Genomic DNA, 12506 nt, shown 5'->3' on the forward strand with positions numbered 1-12506 from the left:
CACTTCCCACCGTCCTTCTTACCTGTGCAATATTTCCACCGTTCCAGGTAAAAGTGGGCTACTTCCCATCCTCGATGGGCTGTCGAGTGCGACCGCTTTGGCTTATCTTGCCCACATCCAATCGAGACCCGACTGCCGGCCGCCGAAAGCCGGACGAGCCCTTGGAGTGAGTGGTGCCATGACCGATCTGACGACGCCTGCCCGGGCCGAAGGGCAAGACGGGCACCTCCAAAACGGGCACCTCTCCTCGAAGCGGCCCGCGATCTCCTTCGAGTTCTTTCCGCCAAAGACGGAAGAGATGGAGCGCAATCTCTGGGAGACCATCAACCGGCTCGCCCCGCTCGACCCGAAATTCGTGTCCGTGACCTATGGGGCCGGCGGCTCGACCCGCGAGCGCACCCATTCGACCATCACCCGCATCCTGAAGGAGACTGCGCTGCTGCCGGCCGCGCATTTGACCTGCGTCGGCGCCTCGCGCGGGGAGATCGACGAGATCGTCGACCGCTATCACGAGGTCGGCGTCCGCCACATCGTCGGCCTGCGCGGCGATCCCGCCGGCGGCATCGGCACGCCCTATTCCAGCCATCCCGACGGCTACCAGAGCTCAGCCGACCTCGTTGCGGGCATCAAGAAGCGGCACGGCGACATCGAAGTGTCCGTGTCCGCCTATCCCGAGAAGCACCCTGAAGCGCGCGACTTCGACGCCGATATCGACACGCTGAAGGCCAAGGTCGATGCGGGCGCGACGCGCGCGATCACCCAGGTGTTCTTCGATAACGACCTCTACTTCCGCTATCTCGACCGCGTCCGTGCCCGAGGCATCGACATCCCGATCGTGCCCGGCATCATGCCGATGCACAATTTCAAGCAGGCCCGCAATTTCGTCACCCGCGCCGGCACGACCGTGCCGGACTGGCTGGCGGAGAAATTCGACGGCCTCGACGACGACGCCGAGACCCGCAAGCTGGTGGCCGCGACGGTTGCCGCCGGCCAGGTGCAGAAGCTGGCGAAGCGCGGCGTCGACACCTTCCATTTCTACACCATGAACCGCGCCGATCTCGTGTTCGCGATCAGCCATTTGCTCGGCATCCGCGCCAAGAGCGCGCAGAAGGCGGCGTAAGAAGTCAATGACCGTATCCACCTCTCCCAAGCGAACTGCCCTGCTCAATGCCGCGCGCGAGCGCATCCTCGTGCTCGACGGCGCCATGGGCACGATGATCCAGAACCTGCAGTTCGACGAGGCCGCCTTCCGCGGCGAGCGCTTCAAGGATTTTCATCGCGATCTGCGCGGCAACAACGACCTGTTGATCCTGACCCAGCCGCAGGCGATCGAGGACATCCACGCCGCCTATTTGCGCGCCGGCGCCGACATCGTCGCGACCAACACCTTCTCGACGACGTCGATCGCGCAGGCCGATTACGACCTCACCGACATCGTCTACGAGATGGCGCGCGAAGGCGCCCGCCTCGCCGGCAATGCCGCTCGTCGCGTCGAGGCCGAGGACGGCAAGCCGCGCTTCGTCGCCGGTGCCATCGGCCCGACCAACCGCACCGCCTCGATCTCGCCCGACGTGTCCAATCCCGGCTACCGGGCCGTCACCTTCGACGACCTGCGCAAATCCTATGGCGAGCAGATCAACGGCATGCTCGACGGCGGTGTCGATCTGCTGCTGGTCGAGACCATCTTCGACACGCTGAACGCCAAGGCGGCGCTCTATGCGATCGCCGAGATCACCGAAGCGCGCGGCATCGACGTGCCCGTGATGGTGTCGGGCACCATCACCGACAAATCCGGCCGCCTGCTGTCGGGCCAGATGCCGGAAGCGTTCTGGAATTCGGTGCGACACGCAAAACCCGTGACCATCGGCTTCAACTGCGCGCTCGGCGCGGAAGATCTGCGCGCCCACATCGCCGACATCGGCCGCGTCGCCGACACGCTGGTGTGCGCCTATCCGAACGCCGGCCTGCCCAACGAATTCGGCCAGTACGACGAGACCCCGGAATACATGGCGCGCCTGGTCGGCGAATTCGCGCGCGATGGCCTCGTCAACATCGTCGGCGGCTGCTGCGGCACCACGCCGGACCATATCGCGGCGATTGCGGCGGCCGTCGCCCCGCACAAGCCGCGCATCGTACCGGAAATCGAACCGCGCTTAAGGCTCTCCGGCCTCGAGCCGTTCATCCTGACGGACGCGATCCCGTTTGTGAACGTCGGCGAGCGCACCAACGTCACCGGCTCCGCCCGCTTCCGCAAGCTGATCACCGCCGGCGACTACACCGCCGCGCTGCAGGTCGCCCGCGACCAGGTCGAGAACGGTGCGCAGATCATCGACGTCAACATGGACGAAGGGCTTCTGGATTCGGAAGCCGCGATGGTGACCTTCCTCAACCTCGTCGCCGCCGAGCCCGACATCGCCCGCGTCCCCGTGATGGTCGACTCCTCGAAATTCTCGGTGATCGAGTCCGGCCTGAAATGCGTGCAGGGCAAGCCGGTCGTCAATTCGATCTCGATGAAGGAAGGCGAGGAGAAGTTCATTCACGAGGCCAAGATCGCCCGCCGCCATGGCGCGGCCGTGGTGGTGATGGCGTTCGACGAGGTCGGCCAGGCCGACACGTTCGCGCGCAAGACCGAGATCTGCAAGCGCGCCTACGACATCCTGGTGGACCGTGTCGGTTTCCCGCCTGAGGACATCATCTTCGATCCGAACATCTTCGCGATCGCGACCGGCATCGAGGAGCACAACAATTACGGCGTCGACTTCATCGAGGCGACGCGCTGGATCCGCCAGAACCTGCCGGGCGCGCACATCTCGGGCGGCGTCTCGAACCTGTCGTTCTCGTTCCGCGGCAACGAGCCGGTGCGCGAGGCCATGCACTCGGTGTTCCTGTATCACGCCATCAAGGCGGGCATGGACATGGGCATCGTCAATGCCGGACAGATGATCGTCTATGACGACATCGATGCCGAGCTGCGCCAGGTGTGCGAGGACGTCATCCTCAATCGCGACCCCGGCGCGTCCGAGCGCCTGCTGGCGCTTGCGGAGAAATTCCGCGGCAACAAGACCCAGACCAAGGAAGCCGACCTCGCCTGGCGCGAATGGCCGGTGGAAAAGCGGCTGTCGCATTCGCTGGTGCATGGGATCACCGAGTTCATCGACGTGGACACCGAGGAGGCCCGCAAGGCATCCAAGCGTCCGCTCGACGTGATCGAGGGTCCGCTGATGGCCGGCATGAACGTGGTCGGCGACCTCTTCGGCGACGGCAAGATGTTCCTGCCGCAGGTGGTGAAGTCCGCGCGCGTGATGAAGCAGGCGGTGGCGTGGCTGATGCCGTTCATGGAGGAAGAGAAGGCGCGCAACCTCGCCAACGGCATCGGTACCGAAGGCTCCTCGTCTGCCGGCAAGATCGTGCTCGCGACCGTCAAGGGCGACGTCCACGACATCGGCAAGAACATCGTCGGCATCGTGCTCCAGTGCAATAATTTCGAGGTCATCGACCTCGGCGTGATGGTGCCGGCGGCCAAGATCGTCGAGACGGTGAAGGCGGAGAAGGCCGACATCGTCGGGCTGTCAGGCCTGATCACGCCCTCGCTCGACGAGATGGCGTTCTTCGCCGGCGAATTGCAGCGCGAAGGCTTGAAGCTGCCGCTCTTGATCGGTGGCGCCACCACGAGCCGCGTGCACACGGCGGTCAAGATCGACCCGAGCTATCGCGCCGGTCCCGTCGTGCATGTGAACGACGCCAGCCGCGCCGTCGGCGTCGCCTCCTCGCTGCTGAGCCCTGAGAAGCGCGAGGCCTACGCCGCCGAGGTGCGCGCCGAATACGCAAAAATCTCGGATGCGCACCTGCGCGCGCAGGCCGACAAGAAGCGCCTGAAGCTCGCGGCCGCGCGCGCCAACCGCGTGCCGGTCGATTTTGCCGCGAACAAGCCGGTGAAGCCGACCTTCCTCGGCATCCGCAGCTTCGACGATTACGATCTCGCCGAGCTCGTGCCCTATATCGACTGGACGCCGTTCTTCCAGACCTGGGAGCTCGCCGGCCGCTTCCCCGCCATCCTCGACGATTCCAAGGTCGGCGAGGTCGCGCGCTCGCTCTATGACGATGCGCGCAAAATGCTCGACCTGATCGTCAAGGAAAAATGGTTCCGGGCGCGTGCGACGGTCGGCTTCTGGCCGGCGAACGCGGAAGGCGACGACATCGTGCTCTATGCCGACGAAAGCCGGACCAGGCAGATCGCGACGCTGCACACGCTGCGCCAGCAGCTCGAGAAGCGCGAGGGCCGGTTCAACGCCGCGCTCGCCGACTTCGTCGCGCCGGCAGGTAGCGGCGTGCCCGACTATGTCGGCGGCTTCGTGGTCACGGCCGGCATCGGCGAGGACGTGGTCGCCGACCGCTTCAAGATGGCCAATGACGACTACTCCTCGATCCTGTGCAAAGCCTTGGCCGACCGCCTTGCCGAGGCCTTTGCGGAACGCATGCATGCCCGCGTGCGCCGCGAGTTCTGGGCTTATGCACCGGACGAGGCGCTCTCCAGCGAGGACCTGATCCTGGAGAAGTACCAGGGCATCCGCCCCGCCCCCGGCTATCCCGCGCAGCCCGATCACACCGAGAAGGCGACGCTGTTCGAGCTGCTCGACGCGGAAGCGACTGCCGGCGTGAAGCTGACCGAGAGCTTTGCAATGTGGCCGGGCTCTTCCGTGTCCGGGCTCTATTTCGCGAACCCCGAGAGCTATTATTTCGGCGTCGGCAAGATCGAGCGCGACCAGGTCGAGGACTATGCCGCACGCAAGGGCATGACGGTGGCCGAGACCGAGCGCTGGCTCGCGCCGGTCTTGAACTACATCCCGTCGCAGCAGACCGACAAGGCTTTCGCGGCGACGCCGGCGAACGACGAGACGTCAAAGGACCTCGCCTCGCATCCGCCCGGCTGCACCTGCGCGGTGCATCTCGTCTGGCAGAAGAAGCGCGCGGGGGCGGGGTAGGCCCGCCTTCGCTTCCCAGCCCGCTTTCGCTTCCCACGACTAAAAACGTGAAAAACAACCCCATGCACAGTAGAGCTGGGGTTGAAAGGCTTGAGGAATTTCGGTCTTACCGAAACGACTTGCTCCGTCGGGCAAAACACCGGTAATATTCCATCATCGCCCACCGCGCCCGTCTGATACTCGCCTCGACGGCTTTTCTCTCGCCGGAACCGGGCGGTGTGAACTCGTTCACTTGTCCGCTCAACCCTGATTCGATAATCTATCGGCCTACTACCTTCAAACCGATGGTTTGCTTGGGATCGAACATATGACGCAGTTCATTGCACTGTTCGTCGCCGCGATCGCCCTTGTCGTGCTGCCCACGATTGCCGCGGCTGACTGTCCGAAAGGCTACGTGCCATGCGGCGAACGAAACCAGTTGTGCTGCCCGCGAAAGTAGCAAGTCGCAAATGGCTCTGGCTTGGTAGCCTCGTCTTTGTCGCGATCGGCCTGGTGATGGTTGCAGCCTGGGTCGGATTCCCGCGAAAGAAACACACGATCACGGCCATCCTCTCCGAGACCGGATATTTCGAGGTGGTACCGCCGAGCACGTTCGGCGGTCCCGGCACCATCAACACGATCGAATATCTGAGCAATGGCCGACTGGAGTTGCATCCGACCTGCGATATCGACCCCACGCTGCTGGCCGACAAGATCCGGAAATCACCAACCATGGACCGGGACCTGAAGCAGTCGCTCGAGAAGAACCTCGACGTGTCCGCACAGGTCAGGGACAAGCTGTCGGCGGTCGCCGGAATGCAGCAAGTTGATTCAATTCACCTCAAGCTCGAGAACGCCAACATCCTCCTGATCTCCGACGAGTCGCTGATATCGACCCGCAATGCCTTGCTGAAGGCCGAATGCGAGGACGCGATCGCCATGAACATTTCGAGCGGCGGCGTGGTCTGCCAGACGCGCTCCGTGCTGGAAGCCGACGTCGTCTACGAGATCAAATATCACAACACGATTTCGATGGAGGAGCGGGCCAAGCTGACATCCGAGATCGCGGCGAAGCTCGAGCTGGACGCCCACCAGGGATCGGACGACAAGGTGTCCGGCTCTCAATTGTTCTTTGGCATCAGGCTGTCACCCAATCCGATCGTGCTGAAGACCGCGACGGGCGAGATCAAGCCCTGCAACAGGCGATAGGACGCCGCGCGCTCACCCCTTCGGCGGGGCCAGCGGCTGCAAGATCTCCCCGAACGGCGCCAGCGCCTCGCAGCGCTCGGCGTGGGCCGACAGCGCCGGATAGCGCGACGACTCGAACAGAAGCGGATGCGCTTCGCGGGTGAAGCGGACGACGCAGGCAACCGCAATGTCGGCGTGGCCGATCCGGCCGCCCAGCCAATACGGCGTCGTCACCCTCGCGCGTTCGGCCTCCAGCACGCCGAGCACATCGCCGATCTGCGCCTGGCAGCGCTCGACCCACAGCGCAAGCTGCTCCTTCCGCAGCACGCGCTCATAGAGCAGGCTGACCGCCTTGTCGCCGAGGCCGGTGGCGAGTGCGCAGATCCGCAGGTGCTTTCGCCGCTCGGCGCCGCCGCGCGGCAGCATCGCCTTCTCCGGCCCGACGAGCTCGTCGAGATAATCGAGAATGATCGTGCTCTCGATCAGTGCCTCGCCATCATCACACACCAGCGTCGGCACGCGCCGCAGTGGATTGTACGGCGCGATCTTGTCGGCATCGCCGAAGGTCGACCAAGGCTTGTGCTCGAAGGCGAACCCGTAAAGCCGGAGCGCAATCGCGACGCGGCGAACGAAGGGGGAGTCGTATTGGCCGATCAGGAACATGGTGAGCCTTCGTCATCACGGAGCTTGACCAGAGAACCGGTCGTGATTGCAGTTGCATTGAGATGGAGAATATCGCCTGCCAGCTTTTCACCGGCAAGCGCCGAATGGATGACGAGGCCGCGCGCCGCGGTCAGCGCTCCTATGGTCCGCTGTGCTCCTGATTGCGGCGCAATAGCGGACCTAATCAAAGGTCCGAGTTGGGCCAGCACCTGACGAAGAGATCTGCCAATCGGAAGAGATTTCGAAGCGTTCCGAAACCTCGACGATGCGCGAACACGTGTGCTGAACGCAGCGAAGACGTGGCAGAGTTGCTTGACCGATAGAACAACCTTTGGGATGTTTAGAAAGTGTACCTGATGCTCTAGTTGCGTTGGCTCCCATGGCACGCAGGCTCATACTGTGTATCGACGGTACTTGGAACTCGCGCGCAGAGGAGACTAGGTTCTTTGTCCACCCGACCAATGTGCAACGTATTAGCGAATTGTTGGTCAATGACGGCAAGCAACAACTCGTCTTCTACTTGCGCGGAGTTGGAACGGACAGTCTCGTTGACCGGTTTGTTGGTGGGGTTTGGGGCGCTGGAATACACGGCCGCGTTCGCGACGGATACCGCATCCTCTGTGAGAACTATAGAGAGGGCGACCAGATCGCACTAATCGGTTTCAGCCGCGGAGCCTTCGCGGTGCGGCAGATCACAGGAGTAATGGCGCTTATTGGCCTCTTGAAAGCCGACCGCCTCAATTTGTTTGATCGTGCGTTCTCGCTAGGTATGCGACGATTTGCACGCTCCATTGATAATGAAGAATCCCTATTTGTATCGACGAATTGCCATCGGCCCGTGCCGATCAGATTTCTTGGCGTTTTTGATACCGTGATCCGCTATGGGCCATTCTTGGCATTGTCCAGGATGATTCTAGAGCGCGCTATGGGGCGGCACATCGGTTTCCATGATCATGTTGCGCCATGGTTTGTTGTCCAGATAGCCCACGCTCTCGCGCTCGATGAATGCCGGATTAATTTCGAACCATGGCGTTACCTGCAGTCGGAGGATTGGCGTCAGCGGGTTGAGGAGAGGTGGTTCGCCGGCCATCATTCCGATGTTGGCGGCGGCTGTGCTGATTCGCGCGCCGCGGAAATCTCTCTGCGATGGATGGCGGAATGTGCTCAGGAGGCGGGCTTGATGTTTACCGAAATGCCGCATGTTGGAGATCGCTCGCATTGCGCCCCACTTAATCCTTCGCGAATCGGCGCTTGGCGCTTAATGCCGTTTCGTCGGCGAGTCGTTGAAATATCGGACTCCATTCACCCGTCCGTCGAGTTGAGGACGAACGCAACTGGCTATCGACCCTTTGCGAGATGCCGATTTTGACTCCAGTAGATACAGTACACGCGTAGCATTGATCGACGGGCCATCATGCCCGCTTTGGGTCATGACCTGACTCATGCACCGCAGAAAATCAGCACCTCTATTCGATCACCTCATCAGCGCGGACGAGTAGTGAGGGCTGCACGGTGAGGCCGAGCGCCTTGGCGGTCTTCATGTTGATGATGAGCTCGAATTTCGTCGGCCGCTCTACCGGCAGGTCGGCAGGCTTGGTGCCTTTGAGTATCCTATCGACGAAACTGCCTGCACGGCGGAATAGATCGGCTGTATCCGCGCCGTACACCGACAATCCGCCATTGGCGTAGACTCGAAACAAGTAGTTTGCAGGCAGACGATGCTTCGCCGCGAGTGCAATTATTCGCGGAGCCTCGACATAGGTGAGCGGATCACCGAAATCAATTATCGCATCGGCGTTTTGGGCAGAAGCCGATGCAAAGGCGATGTCCAGGTCCTCGGCCGTGGCCGCTTCAACTGTCAGCAGCACTATGCCAAGTTTCCGCGCCTTGTTGCGTGTCTCTTCCACCAAGTAGAGCATTGGATTCTTTGGATTGACCAAGATCGCGATTTTCGAGGCGCCCGGAACGAGTTCGCGAAGGATTTCGACACGTTTTCCGAAGAAATCTTCAGGTACGTTGGTCGTAATACCCGTTATGTTGCCACCCGGTCGCGATAGACTTTGCACGAGGCCAAGGCGGACGGGATCAGCCACAGCCACGAATACAATCGGAATGGTGGCAGTTGCCGATTTCAGGGCCAGGGCCGCTTGAGGTCCCGCAGCGATTAGCACATCGGGATTGAGAGCGATCAGGTCGGCGACTGAAGCTGGCAGTTGATCGGGTGGATGAGAAAAGCGGGATTCGGTAATCAGGTTTCCATCTACCCAGCCGTGGTGTCGCAGCCCATCAAGAAATGAACGCTCGGCTTGATTAAGGGCCTGCCCGCTCCCATCACCTATAGCAAGAAAGCCGATGCGCCGAGGCTTCCTCTGCGCCCACAAACGCTGAGGCGAAACGAGCAACACAGCAGCCGCTATGAACTCCCGCCGCTTCATTCGATCCTCATTGCAGTCTGAGGACGACCGGGCACAGAGTATCACATCTCTATGATCGTCGCGCTCACTGTGGCTGCAAAATCTTGCGTCGCCAAGCAATACGACGGCGTATGCCCGCAGTGGGTCATTCGCTTCCAATTAGCCGCGTTTCGACCACCTGAAATGAGAGAAGCGACCCGCCCCATTAGTCGTTCACGCACAGCTCGGCGCGACCTTAGAGCTGGCTCGTTGCTCACAACAGTTCCGACTGTGCAAAGGTCGATCTGGCTTGAGCAACACTCCTTGGTCATCTGAAGAGCAATTTTCGTCTCAAAGCTTCGGCACTGCGCAGGTTGCTGAGCTATGCCGGCGCTCGTCGATAGTGCCAGGATCATGGTCGAAGGAAAGGTTGCCTTCATCATGCCCTCGCTCTCAAATAGTGGTGCACTCTACAATTGATTGAACGGCAAAAATAGAGCGCGGCTGCTGCCAGATCGAAAGTCCGCTTAGGGTCGAATGCGGGCAATCGTCGGCCGAGGACGGAGCTTCCGCTATACACTTGAGACCAGGCATCCGCGCCAACGCACCGGCAGCGAAACCTGCTCGGCCCCTTCGACTATGGCAAGAACCGCTGCAACGCCGCCACCGGCCACATGCAGGTCTGCGTCCCGCGCTGACGCGGTCTCGCTTCGGGCCTAATACCAGCGTCCGCCTTTCTCCGCATCGCGGACCTGAGTCGGGCGTCACGCGATGGCGGCTTCACATCCCTTTTCACATCCCCTTGGCGCGCTTAACAGCTCGCTTACATTTTCCTCACTGGCAGCTTATTCTTGGGGTTGCAGAGGTGGCCCCTGAGAGGGAATGCAGCTTGCGGTTTCTTTTTGAGGATTACGAATTGGATACCGACAGGCGCGAACTGCAGCGCGCAACGGACGTGGTCGTTGTCGCCCCCCAAGTGTTCGATCTGCTTGAATACCTGATCCGAAACAGAGAGCGCGTCGTCAGCAAGGACGACCTCATCAACGCCGTTTGGAAGGGTCGCATCATTTCAGATGCTGCGCTGACGACCCGGCTGAATGCCGCCCGGAGCGCAATCGGCGACACGGGTGAGAAACAGCACTTGATCAAGACATTGCCGCGCAAAGGCTTCCGCTTCGTGGGTGCAGTGCAGGAAGCCCGGAGGCTCGCGAATGAGACGGTGGGCACAGTCGAGCGAACCGGCGACACGCCGCCGCGCCTATCCATCGTCGTGCTACCCTTCACGAACCTGAGCGGTGATCGTGAGCAGGACTATTTCGTGGATGGCGTAACCGAGAGTTTGACCACGGACTTGTCGCGCATCGCTGGTTCATTTGTAATCGCACGGAACAGCGCCGTCTCATACAAGGGTAGAGCCGTCGATGTACGGCAAGTCGGCCGCGAACTAAACGTTCGCTACGTGCTCGAAGGTTCAGTGCAACGCAGCGGCAAGCGGCTTCGGATGAACGTGCAGTTGATCGATGCTATTAGCGGCCAGCATCTTTGGGCCGAGCGCTTCGAGAAGTCTGTCGTCGACCTGTTCGACATGCAGGACGAAATCGTATCGAGGCTCGCCAATACATTAGGCGCCCAACTCGTCGAGGCTGAGGCGCGACGAGCCGAGCGTACGCTGCATCCCGATGCGATCGACTTGTGCTTCCAGGGCCGGGCCTGGTTGATGAAGGGGATTAGCCTTGAATGCGTGACGCAAGCGCGGGGCTTCTTCGAACGCTCGCTGGAGTTCGATCCCGGCAACGTCGAAGCAATGATTGGCATGGCAAATGTTGATACGGTAGTTGGAGGTAGCTTTACGACGGATGATGGGCCCACGCGGCTCGCGGCGGCCGAGGCGATGGTGAACAAGGTATTGTCGATCAGGCCGAACAGTGCCTCAGCCCACATGGCTCGGGGTTGGGTCCAGACCTTTACGAACCGGGCCGCCCAAGGCATCCGTGAGTTCGAACATGCGTTGGCGCTGGCTCCGAATTTGGTCCACGCTCATGCTGCCCTTGGTTTCGCAAAATCCTACATAGGTTGCGCTACCGAGACCGAAGGCCATATACTCGAAGCTTTACGGCTCTCTCCTCGCGACGTTTTCGCCTACCAGTGGGCGTGTTTTGCGGGCGTGGCCAAGCTGCTGCTTGGTTCAGACGTCGAAGCCGTCAGTTGGCTGCGACGAAGCACCGAGGCGAACCGTAACTTTCATCTCGCTCATATATCGCTCGCCGCTGCCTTGGCCTTGACCGGCGCGCTCGATGAGGCGCGAACTGCTGCGAGAACGGGACTTGCGCTCAACTCAGGTTTCACCATTCGTCGCTTGCTCGCAGCTCAACAAAGCGACAATCCAATTTACCTTGCCGGGCTGCAGCGCTTGTGTGAAGGCTGGCGCCTCGCTGGCGTGCCGGAGGGGTGATGTCGCCTTTGGGGTCACGGATCGCGCTGCGCGCCATCCGGGCTACGATGCCGTCGCGTCGAGGAGCGACGACGGCTGCGACACACTCCGTCATTGCGAGCGCAGCGAAGCAATCCGGCATCTTTCCGCAGAGACAGCCTGGATTGCTTCGCTGCGCTCGCAATGACGGTGAGGATGCAGCCGTGCACTACTCGATAATCGGCACATGCCTCGCCACGTCGCGCGGCGCCGTGCCGTCGAGGCGCGGATCGTCCGCAATTTCGATCTGGCGGCGGAACGGGCGGAAGCCGGAGCGCTGGTAGAACGCCACGGCCGAGGGATGGTCGAAGGTGCAGGTGTGCACCCAGACGCGGCGCAGATCGCGTGACCATGCGAGCTCCAGCGCGCGGTTCATCAGGAAGCGGGCGGCGCCCGTCCCGATCAATCCAGCGGTGACACCGAAATAGACCAGCTCGCACTGGCCGGCCTCGCGAAAATCCAGTTCCAGCAGGCCTTCGTCGCGACCGTCCACGACGAGGGCATACACCTCGACACCTGGCGCGTGGATGATCGTAGCAAGCTCCCCATCATTCAGGCGCGCACGCGAAAACCACAGCCACTCCTCGCCGACGCGGCGATGGAGATCGCGATACCAATGAAGCGCGGGCGCGTCGACCTTGCGCAAGGACCACGCGCCTGGAGGATCGTCGCGGCGCGCGGGAGGTGCGGTCATCTCCAGATGGGTGACGACCGCGGCGATCTTGCCGGGGGGGATGTCGGAATAACCGTTGGGGATGATCATGGGGCCTCTCGGAAAGACATGGCGAACAGCTCGCTTGCGGCCCATCCTTCGAGACGCCCGCCTACAGC

8 protein-coding genes are annotated in these 12506 nt (G+C 61.7%); 5 read left to right on the top strand and 3 right to left on the bottom strand.

What is annotated here, in order from left to right; translation table 11 throughout:
• Positions 1-178: 178 nt before the first annotated feature.
• From metF to BJ6T_RS40250, 3 genes are all read left to right on the top strand, one after another.
• The gene (gene metF / locus BJ6T_RS40240) at positions 179-1120 is read left to right on the top strand and encodes a methylenetetrahydrofolate reductase [NAD(P)H] (RefSeq protein WP_014498248.1); all 942 of its coding nucleotides are present in this window, start codon (positions 179-181) and stop codon (positions 1118-1120) included.
• Between the two features lie 7 nt (positions 1121-1127).
• Positions 1128-4982: a methionine synthase gene (metH, locus tag BJ6T_RS40245; RefSeq protein WP_014498249.1), complete on the top strand. Its 3855-nt coding sequence runs from the start codon at positions 1128-1130 to the stop codon at positions 4980-4982.
• 399 nt (positions 4983-5381) lie between these two features.
• Complete coding sequence (locus tag BJ6T_RS40250; RefSeq protein ID WP_028170325.1) at positions 5382-6170, top strand: hypothetical protein; 789 nt, start codon at positions 5382-5384, stop codon at positions 6168-6170.
• A gap of 12 nt (positions 6171-6182) precedes the next feature.
• On the opposite strand, the gene BJ6T_RS40255 is transcribed toward BJ6T_RS40250, so the two are convergent.
• Positions 6183-6812, bottom strand: a complete 630-nt coding sequence (locus BJ6T_RS40255; RefSeq protein ID WP_014498251.1) for a glutathione S-transferase family protein — start codon at positions 6810-6812, stop codon at positions 6183-6185.
• Between the two features lie 379 nt (positions 6813-7191).
• Here BJ6T_RS40255 and BJ6T_RS49810 point away from each other — a divergent pair, with 379 nt between their 5' ends.
• Positions 7192-8181 (top strand): T6SS phospholipase effector Tle1-like catalytic domain-containing protein, encoded by a 990-nt coding sequence (locus tag BJ6T_RS49810; RefSeq protein ID WP_080593934.1) that lies wholly within the window; start codon positions 7192-7194, stop codon positions 8179-8181.
• Between the two features lie 97 nt (positions 8182-8278).
• Here BJ6T_RS49810 and BJ6T_RS40265 read toward each other — a convergent pair whose 3' ends face one another.
• Complete coding sequence (locus BJ6T_RS40265) at positions 8279-9247, bottom strand: ABC transporter substrate-binding protein (protein ID WP_014498253.1); 969 nt, start codon at positions 9245-9247, stop codon at positions 8279-8281.
• Between the two features lie 847 nt (positions 9248-10094).
• Between BJ6T_RS40265 and BJ6T_RS40270 the strand changes: the two genes are divergently transcribed.
• Positions 10095-11657, top strand: a complete 1563-nt coding sequence (locus tag BJ6T_RS40270) for a winged helix-turn-helix domain-containing protein (RefSeq protein WP_014498254.1) — start codon at positions 10095-10097, stop codon at positions 11655-11657.
• A gap of 187 nt (positions 11658-11844) precedes the next feature.
• On the opposite strand, the gene BJ6T_RS40275 is transcribed toward BJ6T_RS40270, so the two are convergent.
• The gene (locus tag BJ6T_RS40275) at positions 11845-12438 is read right to left on the bottom strand and encodes a GNAT family N-acetyltransferase (protein WP_014498255.1); all 594 of its coding nucleotides are present in this window, start codon (positions 12436-12438) and stop codon (positions 11845-11847) included.
• Positions 12439-12506: the final 68 nt, after the last annotated feature.

The organism is Bradyrhizobium japonicum USDA 6 (assembly GCF_000284375.1).
Lineage (GTDB): Bacteria > Pseudomonadota > Alphaproteobacteria > Rhizobiales > Xanthobacteraceae > Bradyrhizobium > Bradyrhizobium japonicum.

Bases quoted from the DNA above. Each gene is read 5' to 3' on its own strand.
- metH (WP_014498249.1), top strand. From the start codon at position 1,128: ATGACCGTATCCACCTCTCCCAAGCGAACTGCCCTGCTCAATGCCGCG.
- BJ6T_RS40275 (WP_014498255.1), bottom strand. From the start codon at position 12,438: ATGATCATCCCCAACGGTTATTCCGACATCCCCCCCGGCAAGATCGCC.
- metF (WP_014498248.1), top strand. From the start codon at position 179: ATGACCGATCTGACGACGCCTGCCCGGGCCGAAGGGCAAGACGGGCAC.
- BJ6T_RS40255 (WP_014498251.1), bottom strand. From the start codon at position 6,812: ATGTTCCTGATCGGCCAATACGACTCCCCCTTCGTTCGCCGCGTCGCG.
- BJ6T_RS40250 (WP_028170325.1), top strand. From the start codon at position 5,382: ATGCGGCGAACGAAACCAGTTGTGCTGCCCGCGAAAGTAGCAAGTCGC.
- BJ6T_RS40265 (WP_014498253.1), bottom strand. From the start codon at position 9,247: ATGAAGCGGCGGGAGTTCATAGCGGCTGCTGTGTTGCTCGTTTCGCCT.
- BJ6T_RS49810 (WP_080593934.1), top strand. From the start codon at position 7,192: ATGGCACGCAGGCTCATACTGTGTATCGACGGTACTTGGAACTCGCGC.